Here is a 19,278-nt window from a genome sequence, read left to right on the forward strand (position 1 = left end):
TTAAAAAGTCAATGAAATGTTAAAACCATAGCTTCTTGTAGATGGTAAACCACCAGCTTCAATACCCGCTCCGGCATCGGTAGCCCCAAATACATTTTGTTCAGGGTCTATGTGAGGTACTTTTGAATAAATCAACCATAAGTTTCTACCTTCAGCTGCTACATTTATACCTCCGAATGGGGTCTTTTCTACAATCGACCTGGGAAGTCTGTAAGATATTCTTGCCTCTCTTAGTTTCAACCATGTATTCTCAAAGGTATTTGCTTCTTCTATGTTATCCTGGTTGGCCCACCATTCTTCCGGATCGACACCTATAGTATTGGGTACAAGGGCACCCCCTTCTCCTTCTATTAGCCCTTTATCAACAATTAATTGATCACGGTTTAAAGTTTCTTCCGCCAAACCAAGAAGTCTTAGATCAGCCACCGTTTCCGAATATAGTACGCCACCGTTTCTGTAATCTAATAAGAAGCTTAAGCTAACTCCCTTATAAGTAAAAGTGTTTGATATACCTAAAGTGAAATCCGGATAAATATCTCCTAAACGAACATTCTCTTCTTGTATTCTCAGACCTTGAGCATCCAATAAGAATTGTCCTGTTGTTGAATCTCTGGCAAATCCGGTACCGAATAGTCCGAAAGCTTCTCCTGGTCGTCCTTTCACTTGTAGCCCATTAATACCACCGGTTAAGTTAAATTCTTCCACACCTGGTGCCAATGAAATTACTTCTTGTCTGATCCTGGTGTAATTAGCGCTTACATCCCACTGGAAGTTATCCAATGACAATGGAGTGGCCGTTAATAACACCTCCCATCCTGTGTTCTTAGTAGCACCAATGTTGATTCTTCTTGCATTAAAACCAGACGAAGGAGATTGGCTAAGGGATATGATCTGATCTTCTGTCTTAATATCAAAATACCCAACATCTAACCCGATACGACCATCCAAAAACTGTAACTCAGCACCAAACTCAAAACTGGTCTGTATCTCAGGTTTCAGGTTTTGTGGAGGTATAGTAGTAGGTTGCTCGAAACCTAGCTGACCTCCAAAAGGGAATGCTAATCCGGCAGTTCCTGACAGTACAAAAAATACTGAAGTCTTAGGCTCGTAAAGGAAATCGAGTCGGTAAGGCTCCTCGTCACTACCTACCTGTGCCCAGCTTGCTCTTAACTTACCGAAAGAAATAATTTCCGATGGCAAATTGAATGCCTCGGAGAACACAAAACTTGAACTTACAGAAGGATAAAAGAAAGAACGTTCATCACGTGGCAAAGTAGATGACCAGTCATTTCTACCTGTAACGTTTAAGAAAAGATAATCATTATATTCAAACCCAACATCAAAAAAAGCTCCCATCAATCTTCGGGTACTTTCAAATATATCAGTTATATTTTGCTGTGCATTAGCAGGCCTGAATACGCCGGCAGCCGCCAGCTGTACACTCCTTTGCGTGAATTGAAAAAGATCTCTTTGATTCACATTCCATCCTGCAATAACTTTCACGCCCAAACTTTCTGCCAGGCTTTGGCTGAATGTAACGATCAGATCAGAGTTAAACTGCTTTTGATTCAATTCGTCAATAAAAAAGGCCCCATCTTCTGCATTAACGGTTCCTTTCGCGGTGGGTGAAAATCTTGTCTCTGAACTGAAATCATAGCCTATCCTACCTGTTATGTTGAGAAATGACAGCGGATCGTATTGTACGGTAACATTACTGATCAATCTATCTCTATCCAATTCGAATACACTTTCATTCAATGTCCAATAAGGATTATTTACCTGATCGTTCAATGATCTTTGGACCCCAAACTCATCTTTGAATTCCTTCATGTCATTGATGTTATAGGTAATTGGCAAATTATAAATAGCATCACCAATAGCATCATTAAAACCAACTCTTGGACGACCGTCGTTGTCCGTTTTAGTATATTGTACACCTATGCTAGCTGATATTTTATTGTCCAGAACAGTACCGGCATTCAAAGAGATACTATTTCGGGTCAATTCCGTTTCGGGCACAATACCTTTCTGCAATAAGCTGGTGTATCCCAATCTGAAATTTGTCTTTTCATTTCCGTTAGATACAGCAACACTGTTGATCAATGTCTGACCTGTCTCAAAGAAATCAGTAAAATTATCCTCATAAGCCGTTAAAGGCCCGGGAAGACCTAGCCAATTTCCTTCTGGCAACTCCTGACCTGATATCCTTGGGCCGAAAGAAAACCTTGTATTTTCACGAACTTCTCCCTGAGTACCTGGTCCATATTCACTCTGTAAATCAGGTGCCCTTAAAACATTATCAAATCTGATACTGGAATTAACGGTAACACTTGTTTTTCCTTTTGTGTTTTTACCTTTCTTAGTGGTTATTAGAATGGCACCATTTCTGGCACGTTGACCGTATAAAGCAGCAGCTGTAGCACCCTTCAACACCGTTACTGTTTCTACATCATCCGGATTTATATCCTGAGCAGTATTACCATAATCAAAATCATTGGCAAATCTCTGATCACCACCATCACCCGGAATAGACTGTTCATTGGTATTGTTAATGGGTATACCATCTACCACAAATAAGGGTTGAATATCTGAGCTCAATGCCGCTGCACCCCTTATCAGGACTCTTGAAGATCCTCCGATAGATCCCCCTGAACTTACAATATTCACACCTGCTATCTTACCTTGTAAAGAGTTAACAACATTCGATTCCCTGGCTTTGAGTAATTCTTCGGAATCTATTGACGTAACGGAATATCCAAGTGATTTGGCTTGTCTTTCAATGTTAGCTGCGGTAACAACTACTTCAGAAAGCTGCTTAACATCAGCGCTCATCTGAACGTCGATCACTGATCTTTCCCCGATTTCTACTTGTTCGGTTTGAAGTCCGATAAAGGAAAAAACAAGTGTCCCTTCACCAGTAGGAACCGACAAGCTGTAATTACCGTCAATATCGGAAACTGTACCTGCAGTAGTCCCTTTAAGCACCACATTCACTCCTGGTAGAGTAGAACCATCCTCAATAGAGGTGATCTTACCAGATATGGTACGTTGTTGAGCCCACAAATCGCCAGACACGACTGTGAGCAACAACATGAAATTAAGTAGTAAATACTTCTTCATACTGTTTTGTTTAGGTTAAAAATTAGGTTTACTAAGTTCTCAAACTTAATGAGAAAATTGGAATACGTTATAAATCAGGCAATAAAATTACCCCATATAGTGGTAAAAAAAATCGTCGAATGAAATAATTCGGAGGTTAATTAACCCAATTTGGGGGATTAATTGTCCGAGATGATCTCAAACTCGATACGCCGATTGAATTGACGATTTGTTGCGGTATCGTTAGATTTTAACGGGCGATCAGACCCGTAGCCTTTGTATTGGACTCTTTGAACTAAAACTCCTTCTCTTAACAAATAGTCATATACAGATTTAGCCCTTTTCAATGATAGATTATAGTTATAGCCCTTTTCTCCGGTATTATCTGTGTGTCCGGATATCTCTATTTTAGCGTCAGGATTTGCTTTCAGAAAACGTACTACTTTATCTAACTCGGTTTGTGATTCTTTCCTAAGTTCTGATTTGGCAATGTCAAAAAAGATATTTTCCAACACAGCACTGGCTCCTTCTTCTATGGGTGACAGAAAAATATCCCTTTCCACCGGATCGAGGTCAGTATTTTCATAGTTGAATGTCAGACTTTTAAATAAATAGCCCTTTTTATTTACATAAAGGGCATACTGTGCACCTTCCTTGAGTACAATAAGGTATTTCCCATTCAATGAGTCTGAAGAAACCAGTGAAACCCGCTCATTCTTACTCAGATCAAACAGTTCCACGCTCGCTTTTAATGGTGTATCCGTTCCTTCAATAAAAACCCTACCGAAAACATATGACGTACTATATTTCACTTTAGCCTGAGCAGGCACATCAAATTCGTACAGTCTACCTTTTCGGCCTGGGTCGTTGTTATCCTCATGAGAATAATACCCTTTTTCCCCGTCCGAGGTAATGAAAAGTGAGACCTGGTCTTCCCCTGTATTAATGGGGTAACCCAAATTGGCCGGATCTCCCCAATGCTCACCTTCTCTTTCACTGTAGTAAATGTCAAAACCACCAAAACCCTCACGCCCATTAGACGCAAAATAGAGTGTACTATTATTAGGATGTATAAAAGGGGATACTTCGTCATAGATCGTATTCACTTTTGGCCCTAAATTGGTTGGCTTACTCCAAACATCGTTTTCATCCAACGTACTCATCCATATATCTCTTCGGCCTACCCCGCCCCGGCGATTTGAAATATAATACAATGTTCTGCCATCCGCTGACAGAGAAGGTTGTGATTCCCAAGACTGTGCGTTGATATTCGCACCAAGGTTCTTAGGTTCTGACCATCTATCTCCGGTTTTATAGCTGATGTATAAATCGCAGCTTCCATAACCGTTACGACCATTGCAAGAGGTAAATATCAAAGTTCGACCGTCACCGGAAATAGTACAGGTCCCTTCATTGAATCCGGAATTAATATTATCGGAAATGGATAAAGGTTGACCCCAGGCCCCATTTTCCGTGCGCGTTGATATGACCAGATCTTCATCATGTTCTAGAGTTGTTCCCAAACGACGGGTAAAGATCAATGACTTTTGATCTACAGACACCACAGGAAAATACTGCATTGGGAAACTATTTACTGTGTCACTCAAAGGCCTCGGATTGTATTGCGCAGCTATATCACTGTTTTCAATTCCGTATTCGGCGTTGCTTTTTATGCGATTGGCTTCGTCCAGACGTTGTCGGTTACGTGAGCCCGACGCCAAAAACTTGTCTATAAAAAGTAAAGACTCTTTAAAGTCATTTTTCTGTAGATATAATTCACCCAGCTCAAAGAAGCTCGCAGCATTATTGCCGGAATTAAGTTCTATAACTTTTTTTAACAGGCGTTCAGCCTCTTCCAGATCACCTTTGGCTTTTTTGATAACGGCTATTCTAAAATAAGCCTCGTAAAAATCTTTATCTTTTTTAACGGCTTGCTGCAAAAGGTCGAGCGCTGCAACATACTGCCCCCTAACGCGAAAATTATCAGCCTGATAGTATAGTTCAGCTGCTTTTTTTGATTTTGTGCTCAGCGTCCGCTGCGCTGAAACATGTAATGAGCCCAGACAAAATAGAATAACGATTAATAATCTCATGGTGTCATTCCCTACTCGTCATACCACTAGATATGACCGTCCTGGTATGAGCTTTCAGATAATAATGGTTATCCATTAAACTTAGTAATGGAAAAGGATATTTCCCAACGACACCATTTTAACTAATGACGTGCCCTGGTCGCTTTTAAGGTATTGAGAAGTAAAGAAGCTATGGTCATAGGGCCTACACCACCTGGCACTGGTGTTATATAAGATGCCTTGAATTTCACTGTTTCAAACTCAACATCTCCTTTCAACATATAACCTCTCGGATTATCAGCCGGAATACGAGTGATCCCAACATCTACTACTACCACGCCTTCCTTTACCATATCCGCAGTAATAAGGCCTGGCTGACCTGTCGCTACAATAAGTATGTCAGCCTGCCGTGTGAATAACGCCAGGTCCTGGGTATGAATATGACAAACGGTGACCGTAGCATTTTCGTGATATGACATTATAGTGCTCATAGGGGCCCCCACATTACGACTGTTACCCACTATTACACAATGCTTTCCTTTAATGTCAATTTCATATCGATTCAGTAACTCCTGAATACCGAAAGGAGTAGCTGGCATAAGACCTGGCTTTTTAGAAGTGATACGTCCATAGTTAACATTGGTAAACCCATCCACGTCTTTAGCCGAAGAGATATGCTCTGTAACTTTTACACCGGAAATATGATCGGGCAATGGTAACTGCACAATAAGGCCGTCTATATCTTCATCTTCATTAATTCTATCTACATTGGCCAGTAGTTTTTCTTCCCTGATAGACTCAGGATATTGCAGTAATGTATATTCAAAGCCCACTTTTTTACAGGCCTTTATCTTGTTATTAACATAGGTTTGGCTGGCTCCGTTATCTCCCACCAATATCGCCGCAAGATGAGGTATCTTTTTTCCATCTTGCTTGATCTCTTCTACCTCTTTAGCAATTTCCGATTGTATCTCGTTAGCTATTTTTTTACCGTCAAGTATAGTAGTCATTTTTTTTGTAGTGGTTAGTCTTTAGTATGGAGTCGTTAGTCTCTAGTCTTGAGTACGGAGTTGTTAGTCTTTCGTAATTCTCAGGTTGACCATTCAGCCATTAATCTAGTTTTAGTACAGCCATAAAGGCTTCCTGGGGTATTTCCACATTGCCGACCTGACGCATTCTCTTCTTTCCTTTTTTCTGTTTTTCCAGAAGCTTTCTTTTTCGGGTAATATCTCCGCCGTAACATTTTGCCAATACATTCTTGCGCATGGCTCTTACCGTTTCCCTTGCAATAATTTTAGTCCCTATAGACGCTTGTACGGCTATTTCAAACATTTGGCGAGGTAACAGTTCTTTCAGTTTTTCACACAGTCTTTTACCCCATTCATAAGCCTTATCACGATGTACAATAGCGCTTAACGCATCTACACGTTCTCCATTCAGCACGATATCAAGTTTAACCATGGTGGATTTCCTAAATCCTATCAGTTCATAATCAAGAGAAGCATAACCACGAGACAAAGTTTTCAGTTTATCAAAAAAGTCAAAAACAATTTCAGAAAGTGGTAATTCAAAAGATAACTCTACCCGATCTGATGTCAAATAGACCTGGTTCTTGATGATACCGCGCTTATCCATACAAAGGCTGATAATATTACCAATGTATTCGGCTTTGGTAATGATCTGGGCTCTTATGAACGGCTCTTCAATATGTGATATGGTGTTGGGTTCAGGCATTTCAGAAGGTGCATTGATATACATAATGTCACCATCGGTTTTTACGGCATGGAACTGAACGGACGGTACGGTGGTAATCACTGTCATATCAAACTCGCGCTCTAACCTCTCCTGTACGATTTCCATATGCAACATTCCCAAAAAGCCGCAGCGGAAACCAAAACCGAGGGCCGCTGAAGTTTCCGGTTCCCATACCAGAGACGCATCATTAAGTTGTAGTTTTTCAATAGAGGCGCGTAGTTCTTCAAATTCACTAGTATCCACAGGATAAATACCTGCAAAAACCATTGGTTTAACATTTTCAAAACCTTGTACTGCGTCTGCACAGGGATGATCCATATGGGTGATGGTATCTCCCACTTTTACTTCCTTTGCTACTTTGATACCGGAGATAAGATAACCAACATTGCCTGCGCTGATTTTCTGCTCAGGCTGCTGCTTTAGCTTCAGCACACCAATTTCATCCGCATCATAGGTTTTCCCCGTATTGACAAATTTAACTTTGTCACCCTTCTTTATTTCCCCGTTAAAAACTCTGAAATAAACTTCTATACCTCTAAAAGAATTAAAAACCGAATCAAAGATCATGGCTTGCAAAGGCTCTGACGGGTCACCCTTAGGCGCCGGCACTCTATGAACGATAGCTCTTAATATATCGTCGATTCCTATGCCTTCTTTAGCGCTGGCCTTGATGATATCTTCAGGATCGCATCCGATCAATTCCACGACCTGATCAGATACTACTTCGGGCATGGCGCTTGGAAGGTCAATCTTGTTAAGTACGGGTATGATTTCCAGGTCATGTTCCAGCGCCAGGTATAAATTCGAGATAGTCTGTGCCTCAATACCCTGTGCAGCGTCTACGATCAATAATGCACCTTCACAGGCCGCTATAGAGCGAGAAACTTCATAAGAAAAATCAACGTGTCCCGGAGTGTCTATCAGGTTGAGAACATACTCAGTACCTTCTAATGAATAATTCATCTGAATGGCATGACTTTTAATTGTGATCCCCCGTTCACGCTCAATATCCATATCGTCCAGCAACTGCTCCTGCATGTCACGTTCCATAACAGTACCCGTCGATTGAAGTAATCGATCCGCCAACGTACTCTTTCCGTGATCAATATGGGCGATAATGCAAAAATTCCTTATTTTCTCCATCTAATGTTCTGCTTAAGAAATCCCTTTTTTGAATTCCAAAGTGCAAAAGTAGATAATAAATCAGTACTAGCGTAACCTCATTTACAATTTGACTTTAACCTTATAATGTTTCGTAATACCTTTGGTCATGGAAGGGACACCGGTTTATCCTGAAATAAGCCCGCAGCGTCTTAGAAGGCCCACATCCCGAACAATAGTAATCGGTAAAATCAGAATGGTATGACCCATAAAGCGGAAAAGAAGAAGCAGGAAAATATTTCCGAATATATTATATATATGTATCAGGCGGAAGATCTGATACGTGCTTATAATTTTGATATGAACCTCATTACAGAACATGTTGTGAAGCACCTTCCTGTATCTGACCGGGAAAAGAAAGACGTCATGCTATGGTATACCGATCTTTTACTTAAAATGCAGGCACAAAAAATTGAGAGATATGGTCATCTCGAGGAAGTACAGGTATATGTAGACGAACTGGAACACCTGAAAAATAAATTAGTGGATGAAGGCGATGAAGGTTTTATGAAGGTTTGGAACAAATCACAAAAACTGATCATGGAACATAAATCAGAAGGTGGTATTCTTTCTGACATCCAGGTATGTCTTAATGGCATTTATGGGTTGCTGTTACTGCGTCTGAATGGTAAGCCTGTAGATAAGGATTTATTAAATAAAGCCAATCATTTCGGTGACGTACTCTCCTATCTGAGTTACAAGCACAAACAACATAGTTTTATGAAACCAAATTAATTGCATGTATCACCAGACTCTATGGGTGAAATCAGGAGGTGTTCCTAAAGCCTGAAAGGATCGAACCGCTAAGGTATCATGACACGAAGACACCTCTAAAACTACCCGTATAATTCTCTGGTAAAGTGAAAAATACAGGTAGTCAATATCTATTATTTCTTATAAATTTTCCCCTCTTTCATCACAAAAGAGATCTTTTGCATAAGTGTCATATCTTTTAGTGGGTCACCAGGTACGGCTACAATGTCAGCCAGTTTTCCAGTCTCTATCGAGCCGAGTGTCTTTTCAATACCCAACATTGTTGCACTGTTTATAGTAGCTGACATGATCGCCTCCATAGGCTTCATACCTACCTCTACCATATACTGGAACTCACGGGCATTCTCTCCATGATCAAACACCCCTGCATCAGTTCCAAACGCTATTTTCACCCCTGCTTTATAGGCGGCGGCAAAAGTCTGTTGAATTTGAGGTCCTATGGCCAAAGCTTTAGGAACGATTACAGCAGGGTAGTACCCTTCAATTTTGGCGTTAGCCTCTACCGATTTGCCGGCCGTTATGGTAGGAACGTAATACGTACCTTTCTTCTTCATTAATTCAATAATTTCAGGGGTCATAAGCGTACCGTGCTCTATGGAAGTAATACCTGCCTCTACTGCTCTTTTCATTCCTTCAGCCCCATGTGCATGTGCAGCTGTCGTCATTCCGTATTGGTTGGCTGTTTCTACAATCGCTTTAAGTTCATCCATGGTAAATTGAGGCCCTGATCCATCTTTTGCAACGCTAAGCACCCCACCTGTAGCGGTGATCTTGATTACATCTGAACCATCTTTGTAACGTTGACGTACCGCTTTGCGAGCTTCATACGGACCATTAATTACTCCCTCCTTTGGCCCGGGATCTCCCATAAGGTCTTCACGGTAACCATTGGTGGGGTCAGCATGCCCTCCGGTAGTGGCAATAGATTTACCAGCGGTAAATACCCTTGGTCCCTTGACTTTACCAGCTTTGATGGCTTTACGTATTGAAATATTCACACCACTTCCTCCAAGATCACGAACAGTTGTAAAACCTGCCATTAATGTTTTTTCAGCATAAACAGCTGCATCATAGGCAACATCCGCTTTATTTTTAGTGAACCTGTCCAGATAGGCTTTTGGATTGGATTCACCTTCTATGTGAATGTGCATATCCATTAAGCCGGGAAGCACTGTATGGCCTTTCAGGTCTATCACCACATCATCCCCTTTTGGTTGGGTAAACCCATTATCGATGGAAACGATCTTATCTTGTTCTACAATTACAGTGACGTTGCTTTTGGCTCTATTGCTTACCCCATCTATTAAAGAACCGCAATGGATCAAACTCCGCTGGGCATGTAGTGTGAATGTGCAAAGCACAAAAAATAGTAAAAAGTAATTTTTCATACGATTATGTTTAGGTATGCCTGAAATTACAAATTGAGTAATAAAATAGGTACAGAAATGTGATTACCGGAATGGACGGGTTATTTTAATCACTTCGATCTCTATTATTTGCTGGTTTAGATGCTGGCAGGTTCTATGGCCTCAAGTATTGCCAGGTATTGATCATTTTCATCTTCGTAAATGATTTTGGTTTCAAAACCTGCTCTGGAAGCATATTTTTGGAGTGTGAGCTGATCTACATAAAGCCAATTAAACCATGGACTTTTACGACCCTGGTACTCATATTGGTAACTGATCTCTCCCAAGGAGCTGTTTGATTTAAGTTCAGCATATAAGTAACTTAAGTCACTGGAATCCAAGACAATTCTTCCTCCCGGATTAAGGCGCTTTTTTAACAGGTTAAAAAAACCTTCCAATTCCGACACTTTTCCGGCCAGGCCTATCCCATTCATTAGCATAAGCAAAGTATCAAAACGATCCTCATCATATGTCCTGATATCCCCATGAACAATATTTTTAACACCGAGGAAACTAGCAATCCGGCAGGCATCTTCAGAAAGCTCTAATGCTACCGCGTAATGGGTTCGCTGAAGTATTCTGGTAATGGGTCCAACTCCAGCGCCAATATCTAACACCTTACCCTTGCAACAATTTAACGCTCTCTTCTCCAAAGGGGTCAAATCCTCTTCCTCTCTAAAAAAAACGCTCACCGGCATTTGCTCAGGTGCACCATAAGAATTGTGAAGTGTGAGAAAAGTGTCCGGATTACCGATGAAGTAATCCATCAGAGCATGTCCATAAACATCGAAGTCTTTCAACTTAAGCGCTGAGAAAGTTAGCCGCCCTAAATCTTATCGTTGAGATATCTATGCCCTCTTTAGAGTCTACGTAAGTGGTAGAGACCAGCTCAAACAGGGCATCTTCATCGTAGCCTAATTTTTTCAATACACGTAGAGAAAACTTCATTTCTTCCTTATCTATTCGGCCATCTATTTTCATAACATGAACAAGGTTCGCCATTAAGTCCACTTTCTGTTCTCTTGAAAGATGTTCAAGGGAAGGAATGGTATCTGCAGCTTCTGTATTGTCTATGATCTTTTCTATATCCTTGTCAGAAACATTTTGTGATGCACCTATTTCGCGTATCAACTCCAATTCAGAGCCATCTGTTTCGCCATCAATTTTAGCCAGTTGGACCAGAATATTTAAGTGTGGGTTATCTGCCATTGTTATTTTTTTAAAGAAGGATTAAAGATAGGATTTTTTAAAAATGTCAATTTCATTATTGCCTAATGGTCAGGTTTCTATCTTGGAAAAACGTAATATTCCAAGCTATTTTTTTTTCTGCATTTGATCTTCTACGCCTAAAAACCTATACTGCATAACATACCGATAGATCAGACTAAATATTACATATCCATGAAAACCACCGGATTTAACCAGGGATGAATTTTTTAGCACATGCATATTTGTCCGGTGATAATACAAAGCTGTTAGTCGGTAACTTTATCGGTGATTTCGTTAAAGGACGAAGCTACGAGAATTTTGATAAGGGCATTGCCCGAGGTGTGAAACTACATCGTTCTATTGATTCATATACAGATCAGCATCCGGTTGTTCGCCAAAGTAAACGCCGGCTAAGTGTAACTTACAGGCATTATTCCGGAGTAATCGTAGATATTTTTTATGATCATTTTCTTGCTATCCACTGGAGTAATTATCATACAGAAGAGCTGGAACACTTTACGCATCATGTATACGATACCCTGGAATATCATGATAATATACTCCCTGAAAAAATGAAGCTGGTGCTGAAGTACATGAAACGGGACAATTGGTTATTGCAATATGCCACTATTGAGGGAATACATCAAGCACTTATGGGCATGTCAAGAAGGACCCGCTTTAAATCTAATATGGAAGAGGCTGTTGAAGACCTGGCAAGGGATTATCTCTTATACGAGGAAGAGTTTAAAACCTTCCTTCCTGAAGTAAAAGACTTTGCCACAAACTGGCTGTCTGATCATTAGATAGATCAACGTGATAAACCCATACCTCTTCTACTTCACCTCAAATTCTACACGATCAGTAGTATTGTTTTGTGACAGTTGCAAGGTATACTTACCTTCAGAAGCATACTCATACGTCACAGGAATACCCTTTTTCTTCTTTTTAGGCTGCTGCTTCACTTTAACATCCCATACGGTCTTATTGAACCCGATTATAGCATTTTCGGTCCACGCTTTTACCTCATTTCCGTTCCCATCCGTCACCGTCACATTAATATCACCTGGCTGACTTACAAAGTACTGTACTTCTACTGCAGGTACTGATGCCGGTAAGTATGGATACTTTTTTTCTCCCCACTTTTTTGAATGGGTAATGTCTGTTGGAGCAAAGGCTTTCAAAGCTATGGATCCACCTGCCAGATGTTGTAAAGGTTTTACATCGGTAACATACATGCTTCGGCCATGAGTAGCAATTACCAGCTCGTTCTCTCTTGGATGAACTATAAGATCGTAAGAAGCCACATTGGGAATGGCACTGAGAACATGCCACTTGCTTCCTTTATCCAGGCTAACATATGTACCATGGTCGGTACCCAGGTAGAGCAGATCCGGATTCACCGGATCTTGCACCAGGTCATTGACCACAACCTCAGGCAGGTTTCCTTTTAAGGATTGCCAGGTAGCTCCATAATCCTGGCTCATAAAAATATACGTATTAAAATCATCTTCTCGGTAGCCATTGAGACTTACAAAAACGTGGGCTGGATCATGCGGAGAAGCCTGAATACTACTCACCCATTTACCTTCCGGTAATCCTTTGTTGACCAGTTGCCAACTACTTCCGCCGCTGGTCGTTACTTGTACGTTACCATCGTCAGTACCTGCGTATATTATTTCAAATTTCAGCGGAGACTCTGAAAATGCGCTAATAGTAGAATAAGGTACATTTCCTTGCGGAAGGTTTTTGGTAAGGTCAGGACTTATCGGTTTCCACGAATTTCCCTGATCAAAACTCCGGAACATTTTCTGAGCACCCATATAAACAATATCAGGATTATGCTCACTCAATTTCATAGGAGTACGCCAGTTAAAGCGTAATTTGGACTCACCTATGTCATGCATTGGCGTTATTCTTACTGCATCATTTTTCCTAAGATCTTTTCTATAGTAATTTCCAAACTGAAATCCGGTGTACACCAGATTGGCATCTCGGGGGTCAGGCGCTACAAACATACCATCTCCACCAAATATCCGCTGCCAGTGGATCGTACGGTTGGGAACGGATTGTGAGGAACCTACTAAAGAACCGTTATCCTGCAGGCCTCCATATACATTATAAGGCGATTCAAAATCTATGTTCACTGTATAGAACTGACCCACTGACATATTATTGATATGATGCCAATAGGCTCCCCCGTCATAGCTTTCATATAGTCCGCCATCATTTCCTAACCTGAGATGCTGTGCGTTTTTTGGGTTTATCCATAAGGCCTGATGATCTGCATGCACATTACCCAACGAATCGATTCGGTCATAGGTAACTCCACCATCATTTGATTTGAGTAATGGCACCCCAAAAACGTAGATCTGGTTGGGGTTATCCGGTGCCACACGTACTTCTCCAAAGTAATATCCGTAGGTAAAATACACACCATCCAGGTCATAACTATTCATTTTCTTCCAGGTAATGCCGCCATCATCTGAGCGATAAAGCTCGGCTCCTATTACAGAGGTATTCACCAGGTTTGCATTGGCGTCACCTCGATAATTAGCGATATCAGCTGGCTTGTATTTACCTTTTTTTATGTCTGCTTTGACAATTTCTGCTGTATACTTTTTTGGATATCCGTTTTCTTTCAAAAATGTATTCAGGGTTTCATTATCCAGCGCTAAAAGATCGGTCATTGTCATATCAGTAAAATCAACGGCTTTGAGCGTGGCTTTCTCTTCTTCTTTTACCGGCACCTCTTTTTCTGCCTGATTGTCTAAAAAAGCATAAACCACATTTGGCGATGACGGCGTCACGGCCAGCCCGATCCTGCCTACCTGTTCCCCTGAAGGAAATCCGTCGACCGTCTTATACCAGGAAGCACCCCCATCATCTGACCTGTAAATGGCAGAGCCCATACCATTACCTTTAAAATTCCATCCTTTACGTGTTCTTTCCCAGGAAGCCGCCCATAACTGCTTAGGGTTTTCAGGGTTGATAACAAGGTCAACAATACCCGTGCTATCATTCACATAAAGTGTTTTGCTCCAGGTTTTCCCACCATCTGTACTTTTGAACACTCCACGCATCTCATTGTGACTGTACAAGCTCCCTAAAGAAGCTACCCATACTACTTCCGGATTTTCAGGATGCACAATAATCCTGGATATATGCTGGCTGTCTTTCAGGCCGAGATGCTCCCATGTACCACCGCCATCTACAGATTTATAGACACCTGTACCGGCATAGCTGGACCGACTGCTATTTTTTTCACCGGTACCCACATAGATAACGTTATAATCTGTCGGAGCCACAGCAATATCTCCTATCCCCAATGCCCCTATTTCATCAAAAATGGGGTCGAACGTGATCCCGTTATTGGTAGTTTTGAAAATACCACCCGAGGCAAAGGCCACAAGGTATTCATTGACATCACCTGGATTTACATCTATATCTGCCACTCTTCCTCCCTGTACTACAGGGCCTATATTCCTTACCGGGTAGTTTTTTAGCAAGGAGTTTTCCTTAAGTACTGAGCGACTCGTATAGCCTTTCTCAAGTGTCTCACCAGGCGTTTGAGCCAACGTTAAGGAACATACGGTAAGGAAGGTAAGGGTAAGTCTTATCACGTTCATTTTTTTATTAGGTTTAAACGAAGCTAATGAATATTCGTGTGCGTCTCAAAGTACTTGATCTTCAAAAGTTGTTAGTTTTGTACAGATGGTAAATGTGATCTTTCTATGAACAATGACCCGGAGTTAAACGGAAAATATTTAGGCTCTATTTCTGAAGATTTCGTTGTAGTAGCTGATACGTTGAAAGAAGCTTCTTATCAAATAAGAAAAAGAGGGTTTTCTGATTTTCCAATCTTTGCTGTTTCTAAAATCGACTTACCGATAGGTCAGTTACTGGTAGGTAAAATGGAACTGGCCACCCATTGGAATTACCATGCTTCTTTCCTGGATGAATTTGTACAGCGAGAGATTGTGGGCGAAGATATGGAAGAAGATTTTAAAAGCAGTTACAAGGATCCGGATGAATTCTGTTGCCTCTTTGTGGTTGATGATGACTTTACAAATTTTGTATACATTCCTTACCCTGAGGACTGACTATTTTCATAAAACTCTAAATGCTAAATATTATTGCACCTCCTTTGCAAATCATATAAAATATGTACCAGGTCGTGTGTACTGTACATAAGGTCACTAAGGGATGAATTCATATTAGCATAACACTCTAACTCTTTGCCATTAAGTCTTTTATATGTACTTTCATAGTTTATTGAGGAGTAATGACATCGAAGACATTTTTGGCGCTTTGCTTTTTCTTATTTACCGGCTGGACAGACTCCGGTACAGAGACAGAATACGCTGAAATTCATATTTTCAGACCTAAGCAGTTCCAGGGCGGGGCAGTTATCTTCCAGGCCCAGGCTAACGACAAAACATTCGGACATCTCTCAAATGGCTCTAAACTCATTTATCGTGTATTTAATGAAGGAGCGATCGAACTCAAGCTTAAAGCTTCTGTATTTACTTCGAAAAAAGTAAGTTTTGGTGTCTTAAAGGGACAAAAATATTATATAAAAGCCGGCTATGGTGACGGGTTTGGCTCTAAACTATCTTTTGTGCAATTACCAGAGTCAGAAGGAAAGCAACAGTTTGAAAACCCGGCATTGTTCCACCGGAAAAAGGTCAAACTTATTGACGAGAACCCTGAAATGTCAGCGGTGGTTAATGAAGATGTCTTCAGCATCGGCTTAGAAAAAATTGAAGAAATAGAGGGTAATAAACCCAGTTTGGGATGGATAAGTCCTGCTAAAGCCAATTTCAAAACGGATGTAAATACGTTCTCATTGCAACTGTGTCTGACATCTGACGCTAAAAAAATGTCTCTTAAAGTAGATGTAAACAGCACGTCTTATGAAGAACTGGAGGATATAATTACTCACGATAGAAAGTGTTCATACACTTACATATCCACTCTTACATTAAAGCCGGGCGCAAATAAAATCAAAGTGAAGTTATCTGATGAATTCGGTATGTCCTTTTTCACACGGACAGTTTACTATGAAGAGCCTGAAGAATTAAAGTATCGTGGTCTGGCATTGATTATCGGTAATAGCAATTATTTACATACCGATAACTTATCTAATCCAAAAAATGATGCTTATGACATGCGTCTGGCCATGAGAAAACTGGGTTTCGAAGTGATGAAGTACGATAATCTTGAATCCGATGAGATGAAACGGGTGATTGGAAATTATCTTTTGAAGCTTGACAAGTATAAAACAGGGGTTGTATTTTATGCTGGCCATGGTGTACAACATTCCGGCAGAAACTACCTGGTACCTGTAGATGCAAATCTCTCCAATGAGAATGACATCACTTCTTCCTGTGTGGACACCGGGAGTATCTTATCCAAGATGGAACTGATGGACGTAGAAACGAACATAGTGATCCTGGATGCTTGCAGAAGTACGCCTTTCGAAGGATTAAGGGTGAAAGAAAGTGATAGTTCAGCTGGCCTGACCGGCACAGACGCTCCTCCCGGTACCATTGTAGCCTTTGCCACAGCCCCGGGCAGAACAGCTTCCGACGGAACAGGTAAAAACGGACTCTATACGCAGGAAATACTCAACTATATCTACAAACCCGACCTGAAACTGGAAGACCTGTTTAAGCAAGTGAGAGTAAGTGTTATGAAAAAATCCAACAATCAACAGATCCCCTGGGAAACCTCTTCACTTGTGAAAGACTTCTACTTCTACCAGCAGCCTAACTGAGATACACCTATTATAAACTAAAACCATGAAAAAAACTTTACCATTACTTGTAATACTACTGTGTATAAGCTCTTTAGCTTTCTCACAAATAAAATTCGGAGTTAAAGGCGGGTTTAATATATCCACTGTATCTTTTGATCCTGATCCGGACCTTGATATAACTCCATTGGCCAGCTTTCATTTGGGTGGTTTTTTTGAATACACCTTCCAGGAAAGCATGAATTTGCGTGCTGAATTAATGTATTCCGGAGAAGGTGGAAAATTGACTGGAGAAACCATTGGCCAGATCATCGATAATACAGAAGATTTAGACCTTGAATTAAAAGATAAATATAGCTTTTTATCACTGCCTGTACTCTTTAAGTATAATCATTCCTCCGGGTTGACCTTAGAGGCAGGGCCAACATTTAACTTCCTATTAGCAGCACGCTTTACTACCACACGAAAAGGTGAAGATGCAAGGGAATCTATTTCCGTTGATTTTGATGAATCTGTTAAAGGAGTAGATCTGAAGTTTGCTATAGGTGCCGGATATGAGTTACCGTCAGGGCTGAGCTTTAACCTGCGCTATTCTGCCAGCTTATCAAGCATTTATACAGATGAGTACACAGAGACAAATGACGGTCTGGAGGGAACCCTCAGTCTGTTCCAAATAAGCACGGCACTTCCCGTCTTTGCTAAATAGCAATAACTGTCATCTATGGGACGATTGACATTTATTATGGCTTTTAGTAACCTTAAAACGAACCAAATTCGTCTATATTTGTATTCTAACTTAGTAAGGATAGTTAAAGAAATAATAAAACCGTAAAGTAATGAATAAAGTAATTGAAATTACAGACGCTAACTTCGAAGAACTCGTAAATAGCGAAAAGCCCGTGCTTGTAGACTTTTGGGCTGAATGGTGTGGACCATGTAAAATGATCGGGCCGGTAGTTGAAGAGTTAGCAGGAGATTATGATGGAAAAGCCGTTATCGGCAAAGTGAACGTGGATGAGAACCCTAATATTTCAGCTAAATTCGGTATCCGTAGCATACCTACTTTACTTGTATTTAAGGGTGGTGAGATCGTTGATAAGCAGGTAGGAGCAGTTCCTAAGGGAGTGCTATCCCAAAAACTTGATGCACAACTTGCATAACATCATAGATTTGAAATAATGAAAAGGTCCTTCCGGGACCTTTTTTAATTTAAAGCTTTCTGGCACATGATCCTTTGGATCTGACAATGTAATTGTAGAAACCATTGGAAGTTTTCTGTTATCTGCTTTTTATTTCACTCAGCCTTTTAGCTATAACCTCACTTTCAGGGTCCAGTTCGTATGCTTTTTCAAAGTTTTCCAAAGCCAAAGCATTCAAGCCCAACGTGGCATTCAAGCGGCCAAGGCTATAATATACAACCGGTTCATCGGGAAAAATTAATCTATTTAACCCGGATTATGCATTGGAATAATTGAAAGGAGGGCTTAGGTTATTGATTTGAGAAAATATTCCCTTCATCCATGGTCTTTTTTTAGCAGTTAGAGAGATTTTCAATACCGTTTTATTGGCATGGCTTACTGTCCAAGCTCCTAATGCAAAGCAATAGGATTTTAAAGTTCTAAGGGTGGCCCTATTATGATGATTAAGGGCAAAATGTCTGAATAAACTCATCAGGTTATAGGCTACCATAATAAATCGGAATGAGGCTTCAGTAGCCCAAAAATCCTGCAGGCAAAAACTATCTAGCCCAAAATCATCTTTCAATTCTTTAATCCTGTTCTCACAATCCGCCCGCGTGTTATAGATATTCCATATCTGATCAAGGGGCAAGTCCAGATTAGTCACATAACAACTATAGCGATAACCGGGTAGCTCTTCAAAGAGCTGTTTACCTGTTGAGTCAGGGCGGATATCCACCTGCTTTTTGACGACAATGTATCTTCTTGGTTTTCCATTTTCGTGGGAAAATATCATGGAGTTGAGTTCAATCCCTGGGCTCAAACTTATCCAGTTATCAAGTCCCCAGACAGCACTTTTTACATTAGGG

15 protein-coding genes are annotated in these 19,278 nt (G+C 40.7%); 6 read left to right on the forward strand and 9 right to left on the reverse strand.

Going from position 1 to position 19,278, the window contains the following annotated elements; genetic code table 11:
* The 4 genes from FNH22_RS02490 to lepA form a co-directional block, all read right to left on the reverse strand.
* Positions 1–3,120: a SusC/RagA family TonB-linked outer membrane protein gene (locus FNH22_RS02490; RefSeq protein WP_143396727.1), complete on the reverse strand. Its 3,120-nt coding sequence runs from the start codon at positions 3,118–3,120 to the stop codon at positions 1–3.
* A 158-nt stretch (positions 3,121–3,278) separates the two neighbouring features.
* The gene (locus tag FNH22_RS02495) at positions 3,279–5,192 is read right to left on the reverse strand and encodes an OmpA family protein (RefSeq protein WP_143396728.1); all 1,914 of its coding nucleotides are present in this window, start codon (positions 5,190–5,192) and stop codon (positions 3,279–3,281) included.
* Positions 5,193–5,314: 122 nt separating this feature from the next.
* Positions 5,315–6,181: a bifunctional 5,10-methylenetetrahydrofolate dehydrogenase/5,10-methenyltetrahydrofolate cyclohydrolase gene (locus FNH22_RS02500; protein WP_143396729.1), complete on the reverse strand. Its 867-nt coding sequence runs from the start codon at positions 6,179–6,181 to the stop codon at positions 5,315–5,317.
* Between the two features lie 100 nt (positions 6,182–6,281).
* On the reverse strand, positions 6,282–8,069 hold the full coding sequence (gene lepA, locus FNH22_RS02505; protein WP_143396730.1) for a translation elongation factor 4: 1,788 nt from the start codon (positions 8,067–8,069) through the stop codon (positions 6,282–6,284).
* Positions 8,070–8,288: 219 nt separating this feature from the next.
* Between lepA and FNH22_RS02510 the strand changes: the two genes are divergently transcribed.
* Positions 8,289–8,822: a DUF4924 family protein gene (locus FNH22_RS02510; protein WP_143396731.1), complete on the forward strand. Its 534-nt coding sequence runs from the start codon at positions 8,289–8,291 to the stop codon at positions 8,820–8,822.
* 152 nt (positions 8,823–8,974) lie between these two features.
* Here FNH22_RS02510 and FNH22_RS02515 read toward each other — a convergent pair whose 3' ends face one another.
* From FNH22_RS02515 to FNH22_RS02525, 3 genes are all read right to left on the reverse strand, one after another.
* Positions 8,975–10,249 (reverse strand): amidohydrolase family protein, encoded by a 1,275-nt coding sequence (locus FNH22_RS02515; RefSeq protein WP_143396732.1) that lies wholly within the window; start codon positions 10,247–10,249, stop codon positions 8,975–8,977.
* Positions 10,250–10,365: 116 nt separating this feature from the next.
* The gene (locus FNH22_RS02520) at positions 10,366–11,067 is read right to left on the reverse strand and encodes a bifunctional 2-polyprenyl-6-hydroxyphenol methylase/3-demethylubiquinol 3-O-methyltransferase UbiG (protein ID WP_221420201.1); all 702 of its coding nucleotides are present in this window, start codon (positions 11,065–11,067) and stop codon (positions 10,366–10,368) included.
* A gap of 1 nt (position 11,068) precedes the next feature.
* Complete coding sequence (locus FNH22_RS02525) at positions 11,069–11,476, reverse strand: TerB family tellurite resistance protein (RefSeq protein ID WP_143396734.1); 408 nt, start codon at positions 11,474–11,476, stop codon at positions 11,069–11,071.
* 218 nt (positions 11,477–11,694) lie between these two features.
* Between FNH22_RS02525 and FNH22_RS02530 the strand changes: the two genes are divergently transcribed.
* A complete protein-coding gene (locus FNH22_RS02530) occupies positions 11,695–12,279 on the forward strand; it encodes an ACP phosphodiesterase (protein ID WP_143396735.1) in 585 nt (194 codons plus the stop codon).
* A gap of 30 nt (positions 12,280–12,309) precedes the next feature.
* On the opposite strand, the gene FNH22_RS02535 is transcribed toward FNH22_RS02530, so the two are convergent.
* On the reverse strand, positions 12,310–15,102 hold the full coding sequence (locus FNH22_RS02535; protein WP_143396736.1) for a glycosyl hydrolase: 2,793 nt from the start codon (positions 15,100–15,102) through the stop codon (positions 12,310–12,312).
* A 105-nt stretch (positions 15,103–15,207) separates the two neighbouring features.
* Here FNH22_RS02535 and FNH22_RS02540 point away from each other — a divergent pair, with 105 nt between their 5' ends.
* From FNH22_RS02540 to trxA, 4 genes are all read left to right on the forward strand, one after another.
* The gene (locus FNH22_RS02540; RefSeq protein WP_143396737.1) at positions 15,208–15,576 is read left to right on the forward strand and encodes a hypothetical protein; all 369 of its coding nucleotides are present in this window, start codon (positions 15,208–15,210) and stop codon (positions 15,574–15,576) included.
* A gap of 182 nt (positions 15,577–15,758) precedes the next feature.
* Entirely contained in the window at positions 15,759–17,252 is a 1,494-nt protein-coding gene (locus FNH22_RS02545; RefSeq protein WP_143396738.1) for a caspase family protein, read from the forward strand.
* A gap of 25 nt (positions 17,253–17,277) precedes the next feature.
* Positions 17,278–17,937, forward strand: a complete 660-nt coding sequence (locus FNH22_RS02550) for a porin family protein (RefSeq protein WP_143396739.1) — start codon at positions 17,278–17,280, stop codon at positions 17,935–17,937.
* Between the two features lie 130 nt (positions 17,938–18,067).
* Complete coding sequence (gene trxA / locus FNH22_RS02555; RefSeq protein WP_143396740.1) at positions 18,068–18,391, forward strand: thioredoxin; 324 nt, start codon at positions 18,068–18,070, stop codon at positions 18,389–18,391.
* Between the two features lie 295 nt (positions 18,392–18,686).
* Here the strand turns inward: trxA and FNH22_RS02560 are convergent.
* Positions 18,687–19,278, reverse strand: a 592-nt coding sequence (locus tag FNH22_RS02560; protein WP_221420202.1) for a transposase, incomplete at its 5' end; no start/stop codon positions are given.

Origin of the sequence: Fulvivirga sp. M361 (genome assembly GCF_007097395.1) — a bacterium.
GTDB lineage: Bacteria > Bacteroidota > Bacteroidia > Cytophagales > Cyclobacteriaceae > Fulvivirga.

Excerpts from the sequence above, each read along its gene's own strand:
- FNH22_RS02495 (WP_143396728.1), bottom strand. The coding sequence starts at position 5,192 with ATGAGATTATTAATCGTTATTCTATTTTGTCTGGGCTCATTACATGTT.
- FNH22_RS02525 (WP_143396734.1), bottom strand. The coding sequence starts at position 11,476 with ATGGCAGATAACCCACACTTAAATATTCTGGTCCAACTGGCTAAAATT.
- trxA (WP_143396740.1), top strand. The coding sequence starts at position 18,068 with ATGAATAAAGTAATTGAAATTACAGACGCTAACTTCGAAGAACTCGTA.
- FNH22_RS02530 (WP_143396735.1), top strand. The coding sequence starts at position 11,695 with ATGAATTTTTTAGCACATGCATATTTGTCCGGTGATAATACAAAGCTG.
- FNH22_RS02545 (WP_143396738.1), top strand. The coding sequence starts at position 15,759 with ATGACATCGAAGACATTTTTGGCGCTTTGCTTTTTCTTATTTACCGGC.
- FNH22_RS02500 (WP_143396729.1), bottom strand. The coding sequence starts at position 6,181 with ATGACTACTATACTTGACGGTAAAAAAATAGCTAACGAGATACAATCG.
- FNH22_RS02540 (WP_143396737.1), top strand. The coding sequence starts at position 15,208 with ATGAACAATGACCCGGAGTTAAACGGAAAATATTTAGGCTCTATTTCT.
- FNH22_RS02550 (WP_143396739.1), top strand. The coding sequence starts at position 17,278 with ATGAAAAAAACTTTACCATTACTTGTAATACTACTGTGTATAAGCTCT.
- FNH22_RS02535 (WP_143396736.1), bottom strand. The coding sequence starts at position 15,102 with ATGAACGTGATAAGACTTACCCTTACCTTCCTTACCGTATGTTCCTTA.
- FNH22_RS02490 (WP_143396727.1), bottom strand. The coding sequence starts at position 3,120 with ATGAAGAAGTATTTACTACTTAATTTCATGTTGTTGCTCACAGTCGTG.
- FNH22_RS02510 (WP_143396731.1), top strand. The coding sequence starts at position 8,289 with ATGACCCATAAAGCGGAAAAGAAGAAGCAGGAAAATATTTCCGAATAT.
- FNH22_RS02515 (WP_143396732.1), bottom strand. The coding sequence starts at position 10,249 with ATGAAAAATTACTTTTTACTATTTTTTGTGCTTTGCACATTCACACTA.
- lepA (WP_143396730.1), bottom strand. The coding sequence starts at position 8,069 with ATGGAGAAAATAAGGAATTTTTGCATTATCGCCCATATTGATCACGGA.